Source organism: Hymenobacter profundi, assembly GCF_019334315.1.
GTDB classification, from domain to species: Bacteria; Bacteroidota; Bacteroidia; order Cytophagales; family Hymenobacteraceae; genus Hymenobacter; species Hymenobacter profundi.
In genome coordinates this window covers 36,518-56,570 of sequence record NZ_JAHWGL010000012.1, presented here as the reverse complement: position 1 = coordinate 56,570, position 20,053 = coordinate 36,518, and the positions used below count along the sequence as shown (strand labels likewise).

The 20,053-nt window shown below is 55.8% G+C and carries 19 protein-coding genes and 1 tRNA gene; 6 read left to right on the top strand and 14 right to left on the bottom strand.

Going from position 1 to position 20,053, the window contains the following annotated elements; genetic code table 11:
• Nucleotides 1-81 precede the first annotated feature (81 nt).
• A complete protein-coding gene (locus KYK14_RS05290; RefSeq protein ID WP_185282272.1) occupies nt 82-585 on the top strand; it encodes a regulatory protein RecX in 504 nt (167 codons plus the stop codon).
• Nucleotides 586-646: 61 nt separating this feature from the next.
• Here KYK14_RS05290 and KYK14_RS05285 read toward each other — a convergent pair whose 3' ends face one another.
• Nucleotides 647-1,279, bottom strand: a complete 633-nt coding sequence (locus tag KYK14_RS05285; protein ID WP_219157594.1) for a DUF4230 domain-containing protein — start codon at nt 1,277-1,279, stop codon at nt 647-649.
• A 183-nt stretch (nt 1,280-1,462) separates the two neighbouring features.
• Between KYK14_RS05285 and KYK14_RS05280 the strand changes: the two genes are divergently transcribed.
• A complete protein-coding gene (locus KYK14_RS05280; RefSeq protein WP_219157592.1) occupies nt 1,463-2,737 on the top strand; it encodes an ArnT family glycosyltransferase in 1,275 nt (424 codons plus the stop codon).
• Here KYK14_RS05280 and KYK14_RS05275 read toward each other — a convergent pair.
• The 5 genes from KYK14_RS05275 to KYK14_RS05255 form a co-directional block, all read right to left on the bottom strand.
• Entirely contained in the window at nt 2,623-3,567 is a 945-nt protein-coding gene (locus KYK14_RS05275; protein ID WP_219157590.1) for a 1-aminocyclopropane-1-carboxylate deaminase/D-cysteine desulfhydrase, read from the bottom strand. The two genes, KYK14_RS05280 and KYK14_RS05275, sit on opposite strands and share 115 nt — an antisense overlap.
• Nucleotides 3,568-3,739: 172 nt before the next feature.
• Nucleotides 3,740-6,295 (bottom strand): YfhO family protein, encoded by a 2,556-nt coding sequence (locus KYK14_RS05270; RefSeq protein ID WP_219157588.1) that lies wholly within the window; start codon nt 6,293-6,295, stop codon nt 3,740-3,742.
• A 167-nt stretch (nt 6,296-6,462) separates the two neighbouring features.
• Complete coding sequence (locus tag KYK14_RS05265; protein ID WP_185282268.1) at nt 6,463-6,741, bottom strand: DUF4834 family protein; 279 nt, start codon at nt 6,739-6,741, stop codon at nt 6,463-6,465.
• A 17-nt stretch (nt 6,742-6,758) separates the two neighbouring features.
• The gene (locus KYK14_RS05260; protein ID WP_219157586.1) at nt 6,759-7,517 is read right to left on the bottom strand and encodes an FkbM family methyltransferase; all 759 of its coding nucleotides are present in this window, start codon (nt 7,515-7,517) and stop codon (nt 6,759-6,761) included.
• A gap of 70 nt (nt 7,518-7,587) precedes the next feature.
• Nucleotides 7,588-8,082, bottom strand: coding sequence for a hypothetical protein (locus KYK14_RS05255; RefSeq protein ID WP_219157584.1), 495 nt, complete (start codon nt 8,080-8,082; stop codon nt 7,588-7,590).
• A gap of 189 nt (nt 8,083-8,271) precedes the next feature.
• On the opposite strand from KYK14_RS05255, the gene KYK14_RS05250 reads away from it, so the two are divergent.
• Nucleotides 8,272-8,344: transfer RNA gene (locus KYK14_RS05250), tRNA-Thr, on the top strand.
• A gap of 67 nt (nt 8,345-8,411) precedes the next feature.
• On the opposite strand, the gene KYK14_RS05245 is transcribed toward KYK14_RS05250, so the two are convergent.
• The gene (locus tag KYK14_RS05245) at nt 8,412-8,903 is read right to left on the bottom strand and encodes a hypothetical protein (protein WP_219157582.1); all 492 of its coding nucleotides are present in this window, start codon (nt 8,901-8,903) and stop codon (nt 8,412-8,414) included.
• 241 nt (nt 8,904-9,144) lie between these two features.
• Between KYK14_RS05245 and KYK14_RS05240 the strand changes: the two genes are divergently transcribed.
• Nucleotides 9,145-9,939, top strand: a complete 795-nt coding sequence (locus KYK14_RS05240; RefSeq protein ID WP_219157580.1) for an SDR family NAD(P)-dependent oxidoreductase — start codon at nt 9,145-9,147, stop codon at nt 9,937-9,939.
• Between the two features lie 84 nt (nt 9,940-10,023).
• On the opposite strand, the gene KYK14_RS05235 is transcribed toward KYK14_RS05240, so the two are convergent.
• The gene (locus KYK14_RS05235; RefSeq protein WP_219157578.1) at nt 10,024-10,386 is read right to left on the bottom strand and encodes a hypothetical protein; all 363 of its coding nucleotides are present in this window, start codon (nt 10,384-10,386) and stop codon (nt 10,024-10,026) included.
• Nucleotides 10,387-10,702: 316 nt separating this feature from the next.
• Here KYK14_RS05235 and KYK14_RS05230 point away from each other — a divergent pair, with 316 nt between their 5' ends.
• Both KYK14_RS05230 and KYK14_RS22560 read left to right on the top strand, forming a co-directional pair.
• Nucleotides 10,703-11,302, top strand: coding sequence for a C40 family peptidase (locus tag KYK14_RS05230; protein WP_208308982.1), 600 nt, complete (start codon nt 10,703-10,705; stop codon nt 11,300-11,302).
• A 163-nt stretch (nt 11,303-11,465) separates the two neighbouring features.
• Nucleotides 11,466-12,155 (top strand): YkvA family protein, encoded by a 690-nt coding sequence (locus KYK14_RS22560; RefSeq protein WP_219157576.1) that lies wholly within the window; start codon nt 11,466-11,468, stop codon nt 12,153-12,155.
• 83 nt (nt 12,156-12,238) lie between these two features.
• On the opposite strand, the gene KYK14_RS05220 is transcribed toward KYK14_RS22560, so the two are convergent.
• The 6 genes from KYK14_RS05220 to KYK14_RS05195 all read right to left on the bottom strand — a co-directional run bounded on the left by KYK14_RS05220 (nt 12,239) and on the right by KYK14_RS05195 (nt 19,943).
• Nucleotides 12,239-12,508, bottom strand: coding sequence for a phosphopantetheine-binding protein (locus KYK14_RS05220; RefSeq protein WP_185282260.1), 270 nt, complete (start codon nt 12,506-12,508; stop codon nt 12,239-12,241).
• A 137-nt stretch (nt 12,509-12,645) separates the two neighbouring features.
• Nucleotides 12,646-16,083, bottom strand: a complete 3,438-nt coding sequence (locus KYK14_RS05215; protein ID WP_219157574.1) for an efflux RND transporter permease subunit — start codon at nt 16,081-16,083, stop codon at nt 12,646-12,648.
• A gap of 8 nt (nt 16,084-16,091) precedes the next feature.
• Nucleotides 16,092-16,484 carry a four helix bundle protein gene (locus tag KYK14_RS05210; protein WP_185282258.1) on the bottom strand — a complete coding sequence of 131 codons (393 nt, stop codon included), beginning with the start codon at nt 16,482-16,484 and terminating at the stop codon, nt 16,092-16,094.
• 51 nt (nt 16,485-16,535) lie between these two features.
• Entirely contained in the window at nt 16,536-17,675 is a 1,140-nt protein-coding gene (locus KYK14_RS05205; RefSeq protein ID WP_219157572.1) for an efflux RND transporter periplasmic adaptor subunit, read from the bottom strand.
• 78 nt (nt 17,676-17,753) lie between these two features.
• Nucleotides 17,754-19,298 carry a TolC family protein gene (locus KYK14_RS05200; protein WP_185282256.1) on the bottom strand — a complete coding sequence of 515 codons (1,545 nt, stop codon included), beginning with the start codon at nt 19,296-19,298 and terminating at the stop codon, nt 17,754-17,756.
• 33 nt (nt 19,299-19,331) lie between these two features.
• The gene (locus tag KYK14_RS05195) at nt 19,332-19,943 is read right to left on the bottom strand and encodes a TetR/AcrR family transcriptional regulator (RefSeq protein WP_208308987.1); all 612 of its coding nucleotides are present in this window, start codon (nt 19,941-19,943) and stop codon (nt 19,332-19,334) included.
• Nucleotides 19,944-20,053 lie beyond the last annotated feature (110 nt).

Sequence of the window (20,053 nt, the reverse complement as noted above, 5' to 3'; positions counted from 1 at the left end):
CCGTTTACGTACCAAGCGGTGGTTGCGTCGGAACGCGCCCCGCTGCATCCTCGTTATCGTATCAATTCTTTATCTCCCCGCATGTATCAACCCGATAAAAAGCCGAAGACCTACACCCCTGGTGAGGCGCTGCACAAAATTGCGGCCTTTTGTGCCTACCAGGAACGCACCTTCAAAGAAACCGAAAGCAAGCTGCGCGGCTATGGCCTGACCGAAGATGAGGCCGGCGAAATCATCATCAAGCTCAGCCGCGAAAATCTGCTGGATGAGGAGCGCTACGCCCGCAGCTACGTGCGCGGCCACTACCGCCAGAAAAAATGGGGCCGCCGCCGCATCACGCAAGAGCTGAAGCAAAAAGGCCTATCGGATTATTGCATTAAAGCCGGCATGAAGGAAATCGACGGCGACGAGTACTACCAGAATCTCACGGATTTACTGGAGAAAAAAGACGCCCAGGAAAAAGAGCCGAATCCGCGCAAGCGCCGCCTAAAACTCACGCAATACCTTACCCTGAAAGGCTACGAATCGGACCTGATCCGCATGGCGCTGGATGATTTAGGCAAGATACCTGATGAGGACGAGTAGGCTGAACTATTGATACAGAACGTTATGCTGAGCGAAGACGTAGCGTGACGTTTTTCCTACCCTACCGCCGGGCGGGCATTTGCGGCGCGGCAGTTTGCTGCGTGAGTATCACCTGCCTACCCGTGAGGGTTTCCAGCATGGGCCGCAGAATCTTTTGGGCGTTTTGCTGGGTCTGAGCCAAGATACCTGATTGCAAGGCAGTCCGGCGCACGTTGGCTTCGGCGTATTTATAGGCCGCGTCCACTAGCTCGGCATCCTGAAAATAACCGTTCTCAACCGAATAAACTTTGCTTTTGGTGTGGTCTACCTGCCAAGTGCAGAGCTGCGCGGGGGGTAGGGCCACCCGCACAATGGAGTCGCCCACAAAAACCACATCCTGCGGACGCACCTTTTGCAAATCCAAGCAACCAATGGCATTGCCAGCCACAATGAGGGCTACCTTGGCATTGGGTAGAAAACGCGAGTACTCTTTTTTGTACTCCACTACGTCCTTAAACTGATAGCGCACCAGTTCCAAGCGGCCCAAGCCTTCTATTTTCTCCAGCACCGTGTTGTGGGTCACGGTGATTTTGGGTTCTATGTCCAGCGGGTTTTTTCCCCAGCTTGATAGGGTAGGCTCCACTTTATCCCATAAAAACCAGCCCAATGCTACCAAGAACAACAACGGCAATAGGCGGCGAAACAAACGAATCATGCAGGAATAAATTTATAGCTAGGTTGCGCTAGTAACGCGATTTTCTTCAGAAAGGTCCAGACAGGCGCGTAAACTGGTACGAAGTTGATTTAATGGCAGCTATTTACCTTTGACCTATTCATGCCAGCCATTTCATTTCGCCTTTCTTCTTTAGTTTGTATTTGTCGCATCAACCGACTGGCGATGTGGTTATGGCGTCAGCAGAAGGTGGTATTGGCTGTACTGTGGATACTGATGCAACTGTCGCTGCTATGGCAGCATCATGGCCCGTATTACGTAAACGACAGCGGCCGTTACTTAGCTTATGGTCGTCGTATTGCCGAGGAGTGGTGTTTTGAGCATAACCACAATCTGCGCTACATAGGCTACCCCTTGTTTGTCAGCTTTTGGCACTGGCTGGGCGCTGGGCGCTGGGGTATTGTACTAGGACAGATAGGAATAGCCGCCCTAGCTACTGCCTGCTTTTACGATGCACTACGCCGCCTTGGTGGCCACCGCCTGCCAGCCCTGCTCGGTACAGCCAGCCTAATTCTGTGGCGCGACACGCAGCAATTCAATGTGTATCTGCTCACCGAATCATTATTTCAGAGCTACCTGATATTATCGTTTTGGGCCCTGGTGCGAGCACACACAAGCGGTAAGCGGAGCTGGATACTTTTTGCGTTGTGCCTGGTGCTCGCATTCTTTTCGCGACCTAATGGCTTTGTAGTACCAGCAGCGGGTGTATTAGCGGTGCTAACGCTATTGCGGCAGCAACCCGACCAGCGGCTCTATCGCCGGGTTTTGTTGTTGCTAGTATTACTGCTACCGCTAATTTGGCTTATCCTCAATAAGCTGCTACTCACTTTCACCCTAGTTGAAACCTACCTGCGTGGAGAGATTATCTATGGCTACACTGCCTGGGTAGTGGAGCCCACTGAGCCCATTCAGATGCCTCCGGACGGCTTATCCCCCGTAATACGATTGGCCTACTTCATCTGGCATAACCCAGTGTTTTTCACCAAGCTGGCGTTGTTGAAGCTCGTCGTGTTTTTTGGCTACGCCAAAACGTATTATTCTTGGGGACACATTTTGGGTATTGTCAGCTTTATTTACCCATGCTATTGGCTTGCATTTTGGGGTGCGCGGCGGCATACCATCTGGCAGCCTGCCTGCGTTTTTCTGGTAAGCACAGTGTTGCTACAGGCTTTCGTAGTGATGATGACTGTAGAAGACTGGGATGTGCGTTTTCTGGTGCCACTACTCCCTTGCATATTCGCTTTAGCGGCGCTAGAAATAACTAGGCGCTTGCACGTCAGAAATTATATTTCTGACGTGCAAGCGCCTGACAACTATCCTACAACTCAATATACCACTGGCCACCACGCGCTACGGCTTTCAAACCGCTGCCCAAAGCCCTGCCAGCCTTGCAACCCACCTGTGTGCACCGCCACCACGGTGCTATCCGGCGCGAAGTAGTTCTTCTCCAGCAAATCCAGAATGGCGTAGAGCAGCTTGCCGGTATACAGCGGGTCGAGTAGCACCCCGTGCCGCGCCTGAAACTGCCGGATAAATTCCATCAGCTCGGCAGAGTAGGCTGCGTAGCCGCCCAGGTGGTAGTTGGTGTGCAGCTTCCAATTGGTATAGGTGGCACCAGTGCCCGCACGCGTTAGCGCCTCGATATCCGTACGCAGAAAATCGGCGTTTTTTAGAGCAGCTACGCCTATGGCTTGCCGGGTGCCGGCTAAGCCAGTGAGTAGGCCGGCCAAGGTTCCACCTGTGCCGCAGGCCACGCAGAGGTAGTCGAAATATGTTTGCTGGGTCAGCTCCGTTACCAGTTCGGCACAGCCGGGTAGGGCTAGCGCGTTGGAACCACCTTCGGGAATTACGTAGGCTGGCCCTACCTCGCGTAGCAGCTCCGCTAGCACTTCCGGCGCGGTTTTACGCCGATATGTGGCACGGTCGAGGTAGTGGAGTTGCATGCCGTGGGCTTGCGCCCCGGCCAGAGTAGGGTTGAGGGGCAGCGTTGGTTCGCCACGTACTACCCCTACCGTTCGGAAACCATGCAGTGGCCCAGCCGCAGCAACGGCAGCTAAGTGGTTGGAGTAGGCACCGCCGAAGGTCAGCAGTGTATTATGCCCGAGGTGGCGGGCTTCCCGCAAGTTGTACTTGAGCTTGCGCCACTTATTGCCGGGTAGGTCTGAGTGCGTCAAATCATCGCGCAGCAAGAGCAGCCGGATGTTGCGCCGGGCGGCGACTGGCTCCGGGAGTTCTTGGAGAATGAGGGGTGAAGTGAAAGCGTCTGTCATCCTGGGCTTGCGAAGGACCTTCTCACGCGAGAACGATGAATATGAGGACGAGTCGTTGTTGCGCCTCTCGTTCCAGGCGTGAGAAGGTCCTTCGCAAGCTCAGGATGACAGACGCTTTTACTTCACCCCTCTACAAAAATGACCAATTCACCGCCTCACAAACTCACCACTTCTACGCCATCAGCAAATCATCCGATACTGCATCGGGCGCGGGTTGGCGGCGCACAGCGTACACGATACCGCCTACCAACAGCAGCACCAGCAGGATAGAGGAAATCAGCGAAATAGTGTTACCGATGGAGTACGCGCTGGGCTCGAATTTGAACTCGATGGTGTGCTGACCAGCCGGCACCTGCATGGCGCGCAGTACGTAGTTGGCACGTAGGTAGGGCGCTGGCTTACCGTCAATAAACGCATTCCAGCCGTCCTTGTAATAGATTTCGGAGAAGACCACCAGGCCCGGCTGGGTGGCGTTGTAGGTGTACTTCAGCTCGTCGGGCGAGTAGGCGGTGAGCTTAATGCTAGAGCCTGCGGTGAGGTAGGAGGTTTCTGCCAGCGGAAATTTGCTCACATCCACCACCGCTGTAGTGGCCGGGTTGAAGTTGCTGAGGGCATTGATTTCCTGATCGGGCGACTGCACTTTCTCGATGTCGCTCACAAACCAAGCGTTGCCCAGTGCGGCGGGATTGCGCTGCACTTGCTCCGTTTGACCGGCTTGCTGCGGCGGCATAACGATATAGCGCGTGTTCAGCATGTTGAGCACCTGAATGTTGTTGCGCGCAATCTGCCACTCATACAAATCCTGGTAGCGGCGGAGCTTGGCGCCGTGGTAGCCGCCGATGCTCTTGTGGAAATACGACGTGTTGGCCTCCTGGAAAGGCGCCTGCAAGTTGAACACCCGGAAGCTCAGGTCTTTATCTTGCAAAATCTGCTGATCGGCGGCCGTGGGGATGAACTGCTGCGCCACGGTGCCACGCTGGAAATTGCTATCGTTGAGGTAGCGCTTGTCAGCACCCCACAGGTCCACCAGCGTGAGCACGCCTACCAGGGCCGCTGCTACCGTCGCCGTGATTTTGCGCTGCAAGAACATCCATAGTACTCCGCCCGCAAAAGCGATGAACAGGATGGAGCGCAGCACATCGGTGTGCATTAGCGAGGCGCGGTCCTGGCGCAAGGCATCCAGTGGGAAGCCCTGCTGCTGCAATTGCGTATCGATAGGCGCTGAGAAGTCTAGCCCTAGCCCTACCAAGTAGGCCAGCACGCACAGGCCGATGGTGCCGCCCACGGCGTAGAGTAGCTTGCGCTTGAGGTCGGCGGTTTCGGGGGTTTCTACCTTAGGTTGCGGTAGGCCGGGACGAGTAGCCACTGGAGCCATCCCACGGGCGCGCAGCACCCGCGCTAGTGCCAGCACCGCCAGCAATGGCATAGCTAGCTGGGCAATCACCAACGCCATCGACACCGACCGGAACTTGTTATAAGCCGGGAAGTAATCGAACATTAGGTTATTGAACGTCTCGAAATTTTTGCCCCAGGCTAGAATAATCGACAGGATGGTAGCTACCAGCAGCCAGGTGCGCGTGCGGCGGTCGGCCACGAACAGGCCCAGCACAAACAGCATGCACACAATGGCACCCACATATACCGGTCCGCTGGTGATGGGCTGCGCGCCCCAGTAGAGCGGCAGCTGCTGCAAATACTCGCGCAGCTGCACGGGTGGCACACCCAGACCGCTCAGGGCTTGTGCCGTGGCCGAACTTTCACTCAAAGAGCCCGACGAAGCGCCACCGTAGTAGTTAGGAATCAGCAGGGTAATGGTTTCGCCTACCCCGTAGCTCCACCCAAAGGCATAGTCGCGGTCGAGGCCAGAGCCGCTGGGGGCGTCCTCACTCGCGGCGGGCTGGCCGGGCGCGGCAGGCGGCGCCTTCGTCAGCTCCGACTTGCCGCGGATGGAATATTTGCCGTACTCGGCCGTGGTGTAGAGGCGTCCGAAGCTCACGCCTACCGCCAGCAGCGCCGCCACGCCCAGCAGGGCCGTGCGGGTCAGGAAGTCCTTCAGACGGTTTTCCTTCACGGCAGCCACCAGCTCCACAATACCAAACACCAGCACCAGCAGTAGTAGGTAGTAGGTGATTTGCAGGTGGTTGGAGCGCACGTTCATGGTCAGGCCCAGCGCAAACAGCCCGGCGCCCAGCCATTTGTTGCGCCGAAATGCCACCAGCAGCCCCGCCAGCACCAGCGGCGCATACGCCAACGACAACGACTTGGTGTTGTGCCCCGCCGCCAGAATGATGAGGTTGTAGCTAGTGAAACCCAGCGCAATGGCTCCTACCGTGGCTACCAATGGCCGCACACCCAGCACCACAAACAGCACGTAGCCGCAAAGCAAGGTCAGAAACAGGTTGGCTACTACAGCCGGCAGACCCAAGGTGAATAGCTGGTGCAGATAGATGGATAAGTCGCCGGGGAAGCGGGTGCTGATGAGGTAGGTCGGCATGCCGGAGAACATGGAGTTCGTCCACAATGCCTCCTTGCCTGCTACCTCGCGGTACTGCGCTGCCTCGTGGGCACCGCCCTGAAACTGCACAATGTCGTGCTGCGCCAGGCTTTTGCCTTCAAAAAGAATCGGGGCGAAGTACACGGCCACCAAGGCCAGAAAGAACACCACCGCCAGCAAGTGCGGCAGTACGCGGCGCCACAACGGCGCGGGAGCGGGAGAAACAGTAGTCATCCGAGGAAGAAAGAAGCCTGATGCGCCCGCCCGGCCCCCCGGCCCGGCGAAGCAGCCCCGAAGGTAGAATGTTTATTTCATTTAGTAAGGGCTGTGCCCCCGTCAGCAACCACAAACCGGTTGCCAACTGGGGCACAGCGCTATCTATCGGCTACACAGCCAAGTGGCTATTTCAACTCTTCAAAATCAACGTATTCACCGCCCTTGAAATCTTTCTCGCCGGCTTTGGCAGTTTTCGGTGGCACGTAATCGACGCGCACCTGGCCCGGTGCGGGCGGGGGCGACGACGGCCGGGGCTGCCCAAACGGCGCCTGCTGGCTAAACGCGTCGCCGTAGCGGCGGGCATGCTTTTGCAGAAAGCGGCTCACTACAAAACGCAGTACCAACGGCACTACATAACGAACCAGGAAAAAGAAAACGAGGAGAAAAAGCAGGAATTTGCCCATCAATACAAAACGCCCGGCTATGCCGCCGTGGGGGTAGGTTGAAAGTAAAAGTCGGCCGTGACGGCGCTGGTAAGCTGCGCAGCCGAACACGGTACTAATTCCAAACGCTCGGAGAGCACAAATGGTTTATAGCCCAGGCCTGCCAGTACGGCTACTACCTTCTGGCGGTTTTCCAGACCGTTTAGCTCGGTTTGGATTAGGGGCTGAAAGCGGCGCAGCGTAGCTTGTAAATGCGTAAATACTTCTGATTCAAACCCTTCCACATCGCACTTGATGAAGTCGAGGCGGGTGAGGTCGCGCAGGAGTTCGTCGGGCACGCGCATGGGCACCTCGTAGGTGCGGGCGTAGTGCTCGTGGGGGTTGCTGCTGGCCACTTTGGTCATGCCGTGGTGAAGCAGGCCGTGGCGCTCGGGCGTGCCCATTTGCACCATCTGGTTCTGGCCTCCCAGGGCATAGGGTAGCAGCGTCAGATTATCGAACCCGCTCAGCTTCACATTTTCCTTCCAGATGGCCTGGAAATCGGGAATGGGCTCCACGGCCAGCACCCTACCCTCCTTGCCTACCAACCGCGACAAGGCCACGGAGTAATAGCCCAGGTTGGCCCCAATATCCAGGCACACGAAACCGGGTTTGATCAGCTTTTGCAGGAAAAACAGCTCCGGGTACTTCTTTTTGCCCCACCCCGCGCCCACCAGCCGCAGGTACACGCGGCTCACCAGACGAATGTAGCGCTCGAAGCCCAGCGCCCGCACCAGCAGTTTACGGAGTTGTTTCATCACGCCGCAAAGATGCCGGAAAGTGCCGGAACGTCAAGGCTATGCGCTACCACTCCCCAAACCGCACACACTATGCTTGGTGGCGCTTGGGTTTGCGCTTCTTGGATTTGTGGCTTTTGCTCCACCACCGCGATACGCCGGCTGCCACCACGCCGCCTACCAGGTACCACGCTACCGTCATGGCTTTGGTTTGAGGTGTACGGTTGCTGGGGGCTTCGCCTAATCCCATTGGGCCGGGCAGCACTACCCCGCCTACCCCGGCCGCCGCGCCCAGCGCTACACCGCGCCACCACGCACCCTTGCCCCTACCCACCAGGCTGTAATACAAACCATTGCTGAGTAAGTCGCCGGCTAAGGTGAGGTAGTAAGCCGATTCCTCGTCGGGCTGGGGTGCATCGGCTTTGCCTAGCAGCTTGCGCAGGCCTCGCTCGCCGAGTACATCCATGCGGGGTGCGTCGGCGGGGCGAAGGTGGCGCACGGTTTCGTGTAGTAGGTTCACCGCCACGGCACCGGCCAGGCCGCTGCCAAGGGCCTGCACGAGGGCAGACGATTTGTTTTTCTTCATAAGCGAGAAAGGGATTAGCAGTGTCCGCAAGGTGATGCGGCACGGGTATCTTTCCAACGCCAAACCACAATCTAGGGTTGTATCACTCTTTTTCGCACGATATCCAGATTTTTTGACCCTACGGTTTGTGTAGTTTCTGAACGTCTGGCTATCTTTGCAGCCCTTGGTAGCGCCGGATACCTCGGAAACGCCTTCTTAGCTCAGTTGGTAGAGCAGCTCATTCGTAATGAGCAGGTCGCAGGTTCGAGTCCCGTAGAAGGCTCTCAACGCACAGCGCCCCGATGAAATCTTTCATCGGGGCGCTGTTTTTTTGTGCGTATAGCAAGCGTCTACTCAATTACCGTGTCGCCGGCCAAGCCGTTTCGGTAGCTAGTTACGGGCTGAAACTGCGGGTCAATCTCCGTGCGGTTGGCGCTACCCCAGGGGCGGGTGCTGGTAACGGCGTCATATGACGAGTCATCTGCGTCGGCGCCGCTGTTCTGCGCACGCCACGACAGCCAGCCGATACCGCCCAATAGCAGGGCACCGCCTACCACCTTTTGGGTGGTGCTGAGGCTGCTTACCTGATCTACGGCTTTGCCGCCCCACTCTTTCACTTGCTGCGGCAACTGATTGACGCCTTCAATCCAGGAATTGCGCGAGCGAGGTGCAGGGTTTGGGCTTAGGTCCAGGTCCTGGGCTGGGTTGGATTCGTCGTTGCGGTAGCTACCGGGGTCGGTGTGGCTGCTGGTACCCGTAGAAACGGTACCGGCCGAAACGCCCGATGTGGACGAGGTGGAAGTGCTATATACGGGCTGTTGATTGCGGGTCTTGTTTGCCATAAGTGAAATAGATCGTAAGCGAGTGAGAGAAGCACGCAATGGCTGAGCCACTACGCGGGCAGCGACCTTGGGCTGCCTTCTTTTTTCGTAAAACCCTTACGTTTAGTTGCATTAGTAGCTCGATTACTGGCCGCCCCTACCCAACCTCGACTATAACTCTGCTTCAGCTAACGTAGTATGATATCCTGTTGCTACGCCCTAGCGCTGGCATTTCCCTCAACCATCCGACTACCTTATTCCCATGGCCAAAGACCCAAATTATTCTGTTGCGCTTGTTACTGGTGCCGCTAGTGGCATTGGGCAAGAACTGGCTCATCTCTTTGCCAAAGACCAGTACCAGTTGGTGCTAGTCGACCAGAATCCCGGCGGGCTGCAAGGCTTCGCGGAGCACCTACAGAGTAAGCACAACATCATCCCTACCCTCATCACGCAGGATCTGAGTGCCCCCGGCGCCGCCCAGCGCGTGTATGATGAGGTGCAAAGCAAAGGCTTACAGGTAGATATTCTGGTGAATGACGCTGGTTTCGGCTTGGCAGGTCCATTTTTAGATGCCGACCTCAACCGCAGCGTTGGCATTATCAAGACCAACATAACGGCACTGGTAGAACTCACCTATTTATTTGGACGCGACATGAAGGAGCGCGGCAAAGGCCGAATCTTGCAACTGGCGAGCTTGGCCTCTTTCCAACCGGGTGCCTTACTGGCAGTCTACAGCGCCAGCAAAGCCTTCGTGCTGTCTTTCTCCGAAGCCCTCACCGTGGAGCTGAAAGATTCCGGTGTGACAGTAACGGCCCTCTGCCCTGGCGCTACCGAAACGGAATTCTTTTACACGGCCCATGCCGAGCATACCGAAGAAGGCCAAGGTGAAAAGGCTGACCCCAAAGATGTAGCCGCAGACGGCTACAAAGCACTGATGAACGGTGAAACCCGCGTTATCTCGGGCGTGAGCAACAAACTTCTGGCAGCCATGACCAAGGTTATTCCCGATACGTGGCTGGCTCTCAGCAACCAGAAAAAGTTTGAGCCAATAGAATAGGCTACCCTTCTTTTCTTACCAATGCCGCCCTACCTCCGTGGGGCGGCATTTTTTATGTAGCTCTTATTAGGTTAAGGGCTCAAGCTACACCTCACCTGCACCTTTGTGCGAGTGGGCGCGCGAGGGCACGGGGCGGCCGTTGGCGTAGAGGTGCGCTTCCTGGTCGCCGGCCACGCGGGCTTCAGCTTCGAAGGGGATATTGTAGTAGCCGTGGCGTAGCCAGTCGCGCAGGTAGCGGCGCAGGAACCCTACCCGGCCATACTGCTGGTACTGCCGGATGTGGCACATCTCGTGCGCCACCCAACGCGGGTCGCGCAAAAACTCCTCTTTGGTAGCTCCACTCAGGTGAATGGTGCCGCCTAATACCATGGCCACGCTACGCGATTTGAGCACTATGCGGGCGATGCGGGCGAAAGGAGAATTTTCGATAACGGGCGCTACTTTCATGTGTAAAATTTGGGCAGGTTTATACGGTGTATAACCCAGCGTAGTTTCGTATTTTATATGATTTTTCAGCCTATTCATTGAATTTAACCTATAAAGCAGGAATAAAATACCGGCTTTACTTGGATAGCTCCTCTATTACGGCTTAGCTTTAAAAATCTGGTATCCTAGAAATATCGAGGTTTTATCAGTCTGACTACTTCTTTTTGCTTCTTTATTTCCTGCTACACGGTAGCCCTTTCTTATCGAAGTACCCTCCTTCTGCTAGCGCGCCTTTTTCCGTATCGGCCGCAGCTTTTCGCCACCTCTACGACGGACAATGAACAACAGAATTCTGTATTGCCTCGCCGCTGCCTCGATGGCCCTTTCGTTTTTCTTTGAGCGTACGCCCGAAACGAACAATTCGGCTCCTATAGTAGCTCAAGCCTCACTCCTCCCCGACTTTTCCGGTTTTGCAGATGGCACCGCGCTGCCTGCTTTCGCTAACGACTCTGTGGCCTACGCCCACTACGAGCAGAAGCTCGGCGTATCGCTCGACCGTACCGAAGACAAAAACCTGCTGGAAACTGTGCTCGATTGGCTGGGCACGCCCTACCGCTACGGCAGCAACTCCAAGCGCGGCACCGACTGCTCGGGCTTCGTGACGCGGGTGTTTAAGGAAGTATACGGCATCACCCTGCAACGCAGCTCGCGCTCCATGTTCCAGAATGTGAAGCATGTGGCCAAAGACGAAATGCAGCCCGGCGACCTGGTGTTTTTCCGTCGTGGACCGGGCCAGCCCATCTACCACGTAGGCATCTACCTCAACGATGGTAAGTTTGCTCATTCTGCCACCAACGGCGGTGTGATGGTTAGCTCCCTGAAGCAGGCGTACTACCAGCGCAACTTTTACGCCGCTGGCCGGGTAGCCCTGAACTAGCGCAACTGCCTTCCTTTCCTATGCTTCGAAAGCCCCGTTCCCGCAAACGGGGCTTTTTTTTACCTTCGTTTCAGCTACAACTATTTCCGGTTGATTTAGTATGTAGCATCGGCGGCTGTCTATAACGGCATCAGCTTTCTATTTTCTTTTACGCTCCTACCCTATGGCTACGAAAGCACCTAAAGGCGAACACGTTGCTTCTTCCCCGTTCTTCAAGAAGTTTCTGGGCAAAGCCGAAGAATACCTGAGTAAACCCCTGCGCATCAAACAGCTCCTGAATGATGCCTACCAGAAAGCCCGCGAGAAAAACGAGCTAGGAAGCCTGGCGCACGAAGCCTGGGAAACTGTGCAAACGCTGATTCGGCTGGTGCGATCGGCTAGCACGGGCGAATACACGGGCCTGCCGGCTTCTTCCATCTTGGCGGCTGTGGCCGTGCTTATCTACTTTCTGAGCCCCATCGACGTGATTCCGGACTTTATTCCGGTGATTGGTCTCCTCGACGACGTGGCTCTGATAGCCTGGTTCACCTCCACGCTCAAGGAACAGCTCGATAAATTTGCGGAGTGGGAAAAAACTCGTCCGGTGGTGGTAGAGGATAGCCCCGCAGCTACTGGCTTCAGCGCAATGGTGGATAATTCAGCGCGCGTGCAAACGCCGGCTCAGGCCGCACCAGCCTCTGCCCACGAGCCCGCACAGGAAGCTCCCGAATCAGCTAAAAAAGCTGGTACAACCGACTTAAGCGACGATGCCACGTCCAGCTCGCCCGCGCAGCCCGACGTAGCGGCTACTACTACCAGCATCAGCCGCCAGCCCAACATCGATACAACTGCTACGGGAGGTAACGTTCGGTAGGCGGTAAGCCCCTACCCTTTGCTAACAAGAAAGGCCCGCAACACTGGTGTGTTGCGGGCCTTTGTGCATGTATGGCCGCTATATTAAGCAGCCTGACTGGCCGTTTCGGGCGTATGCTCGGCTACGTAAGTCACGAAGTCGCTAACGGTAGTGAGCGGCACCTCATCGGGAATGACGATGTGGAAGCTCTGCTCCAGGGCCAGAATGATGTTGACTACATCGAGTTGGTCGAGGCCCAGCTCGTGGTTGAGACGACTACGCAAGCGAACGGGGCGCATAGGCCGGCGCTGGCTGACAATGCGCAACACTTGCTGCTCGATGGATTTAACGGCTGGGGTAGTAGTAGGTAACATAAAGAAAGAGAAAGAAACACCGCAGTTCCAGCAACCGGCAGCGGCCAGGGCCATTTCCTGCCGGCTGCTACCCTTGCGAGAAGAGTAACAGCCGGCGAGGTTTGTTATGCTGGCGTGAAAATACTGTGAAATAATGATTACGCTTCGGCCAGCACCGGTGGGCGAGCGGCCCGCACCTCCTCCGCATCGGCCGGCGCCTCGCGCGGAGCGTCGGGGTCGACGCCCGTAAGCTTGGCCCGTAGCCGCTCGTTGAGCAGGTACATAACGGGGACTACCAACAGGGTGATAATGGTTGCAAACACCAACCCGAAAATAATTGTCCAAGCCAGCGGACCCCAGAACACCACCGATTCACCGCCGATAAAGAAGTTGGGGTGACCCGAGTTGAACAACTCGTAGAAGTCGATATTCAGACCAATAGCCAGCGGAATCAGGCCCAGCGTGGCGGCCGTGGCCGTCAGGATTACCGGGTTCAGGCGGGTGCGTCCGGCCAAGACAATGGCTTCGCGCAGCTTCATGCCCTGCGAGCGGAGCATATCGGTGAATTCAACCAACAGAATACCGTTTTTCACCACAATACCAGCCAGAGCAATAATGCCTACCCCCGTCATTACGATACTGATGTTCATGCCCGTGATAGCCAAGCCCAACATCACCCCTATTACGGAGAAAATAATTTCCGTGAGGATGATGATAGGCTTGCTCACCGAGTTGAACTGCGTAACCAGCACCAAGAAAATCAGGCCGATGGCGCCAATGGCGGCAATTCCTAGGAACGAACTGGTTTCCTGCTGGTCTTCCTGCGCGCCACCCATTCGGATGGTGTAGCCGGGCGGGGTAGGGAAGGATTTCAGCGCCTGCTCGATGTTGCGCACCACGTCGGGGCCGGTGAAACCACCCAGCACGTTGGAGGAAATCGTAATCACGCGCTTGGTGTCCTTGCGCTTGATGCCGCCGTAGGTGGTGCCGTATTTCACGTCGGCAACCGACGAGATGGGCACCTGGCGCACCTGGCCAGTAGCATCGCGGAAGGTCAGGGGCGAGTTCAGGATGGCGTCCACGTCGTTGCGGTAGGGCTCAGCGTAGCGCACCTGGATGGGATATTCATCATCAGGAGTCTTGAATTTGCTGGCCTCGAAGCCGTAGATGGCCGTGCGCACCTCGGAGCCAATCTGGGCCGTGCTGATGCCCTCGCGGTTGGCGCGGGTCCGGTTGATGTCAACGGCAATTTCGGGGTTGCGGTCTTCCAAGTTGGAACGCAGCTGCTCGATACCGCCAATGTTGAGCGAATCGACATAGCGCGTCACTTTCTTGGAGAGCTTGGCGAGGGTAGGATAGTCGTCGCCGGCTACTTCGATGGCAATTTCCTTACCCACGGGCGGGCCGCTAGCTTCCTTATCCACCGAAATTTCGGCGCCCGGAATGCCTTTCACCACCTCCCGAATCTTGTTCATGTACTCGCTGGTGGCCGGACCGGTCCGCTCGCTGGTTTCCTTGAACGCCACGCCAATCTTCGCCAGGTTGGACTGCGACACACCGGTAGCTGTAGCTTCGCCAGGGTCGCCGGCGCCGATGGCCACGTTGGTAATCACCGATTCTACGTCGTGGTTTTCACGGCCAATCACGCCGTAAATGCGGCGCTCTAGAATGCGGGCCACCGAGTCCGTTACCTCTACCCGTGTGCCCACTGGCATTTTCAGGTAGGTGTAGATGAATTTGGGGTCACCGCTGGGGAAGAATTCCACCTTGGGCGAGCGGGCGCCCACGGCGAAGAACGCCACTACAAACAGCACCAACATGCTTACCATAATGGCTATCGGCCAGTTGAGCGCCCAGCGTACCAGGCTTTGGTAACCATTTTGGAAGCGGGGCAGCACTTTCATTTGGAAGCCGGCAATCAGCTTCACCAACACGTAGTTGTTCAGGAAAATGAAGGCCAGCAGCGTCAGCATTAGGTTGCCCAGGAAGGTAGAGCCGCTGAGGTAGCCAATGACCGCAATGACTGCCACAGCACCAATCGACAGCTTAGCCAGTGTAGACAACTCGCGCCACGCTACCACCTTGCCGCCGTGGTTTTCCTCGCGCTCCATGAACGACACGGCAAATACCGGGTTCATAATGAAGGCCACGATGAGCGACGACATCAGCGTAAGAATCAGCGTGACAGGGAGGTAGAACATGAACGAGCCCACAATACCCGGCCAGAACATCAGCGGCACGAAGGGTGCTACCGTTGTCAGGGTACCGGCCAGCACGGGTACAAACACCTCACCAGCAGCATACTTGGCGGCCTGGGCCGTGGTCATCTCGGGGTGCTCGTGCAGTAGGCGGTGGGTGTTTTCAATTACCACAATGGCGTCGTCCACCACAATACCCAGCGCCAGCAGGAAGGCGAAAAGCACAATCATGTTCAGCGAGAAATCGAGGGTAGGCAGCAGCACGAAGGCCAGGAACATCGACAGCGGCACCGACAAACCCACGAACAGTGCGTTGGTAGTGCCCATGAAGAACATCAGAATCAGCGTTACCAGCAGGAAGCCGATGATAATGGTATTGATCAAGTCGTTGAGCGTCACGCGGGTGTCGTTCGAGGTGTCGCCCGTCACGGTGATGGTCAGCTCCTTGGGTAGGGTCTGCTCGGCATCAGCAATAATCGTTTTAATTTTATCCGAAGCTTCAATCAGGTTTTCACCCTGACGCTTTACCACGTTCAGGGTAATGGCGGTTTTGCCATCCAGACGAGCGTAGGATTCGCGGTCTTTAAAAGCATCGGTCACCGTGGCAATATCGCCCAGGCGAATGGCCGAACCGTTCAGGTTCTTGATCTGGATATCGGCAATGTTGGCGGCGTTGGCGTACTGCCCAGCCACGCGCACGGCGCGTTTCTGGTCGCCCACGTCCACCGAGCCACCCGAGATGGTGATGTTCTCGCGGGCAATGGCGTTGCTGATGTCGGTGAAGCTGAGGCGGGAAGCGCGCAGGCGGTTCAGGTCCACGTCTACGTTCACTTGTTGCTCCAGGGCACCCACAATGTCTACCCGCGTGATTTCGGGTAGGGCTTCAATCTTGTCCTGAAAGTCGTCGGCGTAGCTTTTCAACTGGCTCAGGGGCAGGTTGCCAGCCAGGTTGATGTACATAATTGGCTGCTCGGAGATATTCACCTCCTGCACCGTGGGCGGGGCCGGCAAGTCGTTGGGCAGCTCGCTGGAAGCCTTGTCTACGGCGTCCTTGATGAGCTGCTTGGCATACTGTACATCCACGCCAGAGTTGAATTCTACGTCCACAATGGCGTAGTCCTGGTTGGAGGTGGAGTTGATTTTCTTCACCCCATTCACGCTCTTAATCTCCTTTTCGAGTTGGCGCGTCACCAGGTTTTCAATGTCGGTGGGCGAGGTGCCGGGGTACACCGTGGCCACGATGATGCGCGGAATCACGATATCCGGAAACTTCTCCTTGCCGAGCTTGATGTACGCAAACACCCCCGCGATACACAAGATCAGCGTGATGATGTAGATACTCGTCTTGTTATTGATGGACCAACTGGTGGGCCCAAATTCTTTTTCTATATCCTGCATGGCTTTCTTTAGCTGTTAGCTGCTAGCTGTTGGCTAATAGCTTTTGAAGTAGAAGACAGACGACTAATGAAGCCGTGTAGCATCTTTATTTCTTCTTCTAGAAGAGTAGGAAGTGGATGGTCTGGTGGCAGTTCAATAAACCCTAATTGGATAGCCGCGATGAGTTGCGTATCAAGTTCAAAGCAAGAGCCTAACGCAATTTCCAGAAAGTGCTTATACTCCAATTCGCTGGTGCGACTACTACCTTCGGCTATGTTTGACGGAATTGAAATGGCCGTCCGCGTCATCTGACTACGCAAACCGTACGTTTCCTCGCGCGGCAACTGACGGGCTACCTCGTACGCAAAGCCTACAATCCGTAGCCCTTGCTGCCAAACCCGCAATTCCTTATAATTTTTCATTTACGTAGCTTTTCGCTTACACTTATGAAGCTAATAGCTAACAGCCAGCAGCTATAAGCTAACTATTTGGCCGGGGTTTAAATTCTGATAGCCCGCTGATACTACCTGATCATCCGCTTTCAAACCGCTGGTTACCTCCACTTTACCGTTGTAAGTGGCGCCGGTTTCGATAACGCGCTTGGCAGCTATTTTTTGCTGGCCTTTATTTTCTACCACGTACACATAGCTATTCTGCTCGTCGCGCTGCACCAAGTCTACGGGCAGCACGGTGGCGTTCTGGCTGTTATAGTTCTGGATGCGTACGGTGGCCACCATGTTGGGGCGCAGCTTCACAGCGGCTGAGCTATTCAGGCGCAACTCAATGGTGAATGTGCGGCTGGTGGGGTTGATGATGCTGCTGACCGTACGCACCGTAGCGGAAATATTCTCCTCGCCCATGTCGGGGATGCTCACCAAGGCCTTGTCGCCGGGCTTGATGTTGTTGGAGTAGGCTTCCGAGATGTCAGCCACAATCTTGCCGCTACTGCCGCTGAGCAGGCGCACCACCGGCGAGCCAGGTCCCGACGACTCCCCTACCTTGGCTGGCACGTCATCCACGGTGCCTGCGAAGGGCGCCCGCACGTTGTACTGGTCGCGCTGCCGCTGCTGGGTGGTGAGGTTGTTTTTCAGGGCCTCATAGTTGTTTTTGGCCTGCAAATACTGTACTTCGGTCCCGATTTCCTGGTCCCAGAGGCGCTTCTGCTTTTCGTAGATCACGCGGGCCAGGTCCATGCGGGTGCGCAGCTCAGCAATACCGGATTCCAGCACCGCCGCGTCTAGAGTAGCCAGAATCTGGCCTTTGCCTACCCGGTCGCCGCGCTGCACGCGGATGCTGGTGATAGTGCCCGGCGCCCGCGGCGACACGTTGGCATTCTCATCAAAATCGGCCCTACCCTGCACTTCCAAATAGCTGGCAAAGTTCTCGGGCTGCACATTAAGTACTGATACGGGCACGGCCTGCGCGGCCGCGTTGGCTTCTTTGGCGCCGGTTTTGGCTTCCAAATCCGCAATTTTGGCCTGGGTGGCGGCTTGTTCTTTCTTGAGTTCCGCCAACCGGGCGGCCGGGTCTTTGTCGCCCTGACCGCAGGAGGCGGTGAACAGGCTGATAGCCACTAGCTGATAGCTGATAGCTTTAAAGGAGGAGCGTTTCATATAAGATGAGGAGGAGTATCTGAAAAAAAAGCTAACAGCCAACAGCTACTAGCTATCAGCTTATTTAGCGTAGACAGCTTATTTCGTGTACAGCGTGCCGCTGGCTTTGTCGTAATCGACTTTGGCGACCAACGCATCATAGAGTGCCGAGTAGTAGTTGGTTTGGGCCTGGCGCAGGTCGGTTTCGGCCGTAATCAGCTCCACGTTGGAGCCTACCCCCTCCTGAAACTTGATTTTGGCTACCCGTGCTACTTCCGTAGCCAGGTCCAGGTTGGCGCGCTGGTTGGCCAGCACATCCAGGTCGTTTTGTAGCGTGGTCTGGCTCTGAGTGCGTTGTAGGTCAATGCTTTGTTGCAGGGTAGTAAAGCCCGTATTTACCTGCTTCAGCGTCAGCTTAGCTGTTTGCACCTGGTACTTCTTGCGGAAACCATCGAAAACCGGGATTTGCAACTGCAAGCCCACATTGCCGAAGGCAAACCAGTTCTGGTTGGGGAACTGCGTCTTTGAATCTATCGAACCTGCTCCGCGAAACTCCATTAAGGTAGGTAGCGAACGGGCCGAACCCAAGAAGCCGTAGGCACCAATCAGGTTGAGGGTGGGCAAGTAGCCGGCTTTCTGATTGCGTACATCTAGCGCAGCCAGGTCGCGTTGGGTTTCCAGCACCGAGTACTCAATGCGGTTTTGATAGTTGAAATCAGCATCAGCCTGAACAAGACTCTGCTTTAGGCGCTCAGCATCCAGCACGGCCGTGCTCAGCGAATCGGTGAGCTGCACGGGCTGGCGCTGGTCGAGGCCCATCTGAAACTTCAGTAGCGCCACGCTTAGCTCAATCAAGCGCTCAGCATTTTGCTGCTCAATGCGCAAGTTGTTGCGCTGCACTTGCAGACGCTGCACGTCCAGCTTCTCAGCAAAACCAGCTTCAAATGTCTTCTGGGTCTGATAAAGCAGCGTATCTAGGCGAGCCACGTTGCGCGACAGCAAATCTAGCCGTTGCCCGGCTACTAATGTGCTGTAGTAGGCTTTCGATACTTGCTCTACTACATCAATTTCACTCTGTTTGGTCTGCTTCACCGACAACTGCTGATATACTTTAGCCGCTTTCAGGCCCAGGAGGTAGGAACCGTTGAAAAGCTGCTGCGACGCTGAGGCAGAGGCGTTGCCCTGCCACTGAAAGCCCAATGACAGTGCCGTAGGCGGCGCCGGCACGTAGGGGTCGTAGGTAGGCGGTAGATTCACTACTTGCCCGTTTTGTGCGCTTGCTACCGCTTCTGGCGTGAGGGCAGCACCAGTTAGTGGACCTTGTCCACCACCAAAAGCGCCGAAGTCAACCAAGGAGCGTTGCAGCTTGTAATTGTCCGTTATGGAAGAAGACACATTTATCTGCGGCAGGCCCTGCGACTTTACCTGTCCTACCTGCGCGGCGGCCAGCTGCTGGTCGATACGCGTAGACTGGAGCGTGGATTTATTCTTGACGGCGTAGTCGATAGCCTGCGGCAACGACAGCGCCATGGGAGCAGTGGTGGCTACGGGCTGACCAGTGGCTGGTGTTTGAGCCAGTAGCTCGTGCAGACTCAGGAAACCCAGCACTGCAAGTAGCAGCAGTAGGCGGCAAATGTTTTTCATATAAGAAAAGAGCGAGGGAACACTTGGGAGAGGCTACTCGGCCTCTGTTAGTTGCCGGTATTGGTTGATGAGCTTATGACCTTTCAGGGAGGAAATGCCGAGTAAAAAATGCTCCAGGCATACCGTGTGCAGCTGAATCAACTCAAACTGCCGGTTCGGAAAAATATCGGGGTTGAAGCATAAGTCTATTTCCGCCAGGCGCAGGCGCCCCAGCACGGCCAAGTCCAGATCTGCGCGGTACACGCCTTCGGCCATGCCCCGCTCCAGATTTTCAATTATTTTTTGCAGTAAGAAGGTCTTTTTATGCTCTTCAAACAGCGCCCAGGCCTGCGGGTGGTATTTCTGCAAATCGTAGAAGATGCTGGGGTGCAATTCACTCAGAAACTGTCGGTGCCACTGCATCAATTGAAACATTTCTTCCAGTGCATTCGCAGCGCCTTTGGTAGGGACTTCGCAGGTTGACTCCTCTACAAGGTGCTGCTGGATGGAGGTCTGCACAATCTCATCCTTGTTGCTGAACCATTTATAGAGGGTCTTTTTCGACATGGCCAGGTGGTTGGCAATGTCATCCATTGATACGCTTCGGACGCCGTTACGCATAAACAACTCCCTGGCAGCGTGTAATATCCGGTCTTTCGTTTCCATACTCACGCTGCAAAGGTACATCGGAAACTTTAATTGATTCCAAAGTTTCCATCTGTTTTTTCAGCAACTCCTTCTATTGCCGGTGCAGACGTATAGCGCCGCGCAATATT

Coding starts and splice junctions, on each gene's coding strand:
- KYK14_RS05290 (WP_185282272.1), top strand. CDS start 82: ATGTATCAACCCGATAAAAAGCCGAAGACCTACACCCCTGGTGAGGCG.
- KYK14_RS05285 (WP_219157594.1), bottom strand. CDS start 1,279: ATGATTCGTTTGTTTCGCCGCCTATTGCCGTTGTTGTTCTTGGTAGCA.
- KYK14_RS05280 (WP_219157592.1), top strand. CDS start 1,463: ATGTGGTTATGGCGTCAGCAGAAGGTGGTATTGGCTGTACTGTGGATA.
- KYK14_RS05275 (WP_219157590.1), bottom strand. CDS start 3,567: ATGACAGACGCTTTCACTTCACCCCTCATTCTCCAAGAACTCCCGGAG.
- KYK14_RS05270 (WP_219157588.1), bottom strand. CDS start 6,295: ATGACTACTGTTTCTCCCGCTCCCGCGCCGTTGTGGCGCCGCGTACTG.
- KYK14_RS05265 (WP_185282268.1), bottom strand. CDS start 6,741: ATGGGCAAATTCCTGCTTTTTCTCCTCGTTTTCTTTTTCCTGGTTCGT.
- KYK14_RS05260 (WP_219157586.1), bottom strand. CDS start 7,517: ATGAAACAACTCCGTAAACTGCTGGTGCGGGCGCTGGGCTTCGAGCGC.
- KYK14_RS05255 (WP_219157584.1), bottom strand. CDS start 8,082: ATGAAGAAAAACAAATCGTCTGCCCTCGTGCAGGCCCTTGGCAGCGGC.
- KYK14_RS05245 (WP_219157582.1), bottom strand. CDS start 8,903: ATGGCAAACAAGACCCGCAATCAACAGCCCGTATATAGCACTTCCACC.
- KYK14_RS05240 (WP_219157580.1), top strand. CDS start 9,145: ATGGCCAAAGACCCAAATTATTCTGTTGCGCTTGTTACTGGTGCCGCT.
- KYK14_RS05235 (WP_219157578.1), bottom strand. CDS start 10,386: ATGAAAGTAGCGCCCGTTATCGAAAATTCTCCTTTCGCCCGCATCGCC.
- KYK14_RS05230 (WP_208308982.1), top strand. CDS start 10,703: ATGAACAACAGAATTCTGTATTGCCTCGCCGCTGCCTCGATGGCCCTT.
- KYK14_RS22560 (WP_219157576.1), top strand. CDS start 11,466: ATGGCTACGAAAGCACCTAAAGGCGAACACGTTGCTTCTTCCCCGTTC.
- KYK14_RS05220 (WP_185282260.1), bottom strand. CDS start 12,508: ATGTTACCTACTACTACCCCAGCCGTTAAATCCATCGAGCAGCAAGTG.
- KYK14_RS05215 (WP_219157574.1), bottom strand. CDS start 16,083: ATGCAGGATATAGAAAAAGAATTTGGGCCCACCAGTTGGTCCATCAAT.
- KYK14_RS05210 (WP_185282258.1), bottom strand. CDS start 16,484: ATGAAAAATTATAAGGAATTGCGGGTTTGGCAGCAAGGGCTACGGATT.
- KYK14_RS05205 (WP_219157572.1), bottom strand. CDS start 17,675: ATGAAACGCTCCTCCTTTAAAGCTATCAGCTATCAGCTAGTGGCTATC.
- KYK14_RS05200 (WP_185282256.1), bottom strand. CDS start 19,298: ATGAAAAACATTTGCCGCCTACTGCTGCTACTTGCAGTGCTGGGTTTC.
- KYK14_RS05195 (WP_208308987.1), bottom strand. CDS start 19,943: ATGGAAACGAAAGACCGGATATTACACGCTGCCAGGGAGTTGTTTATG.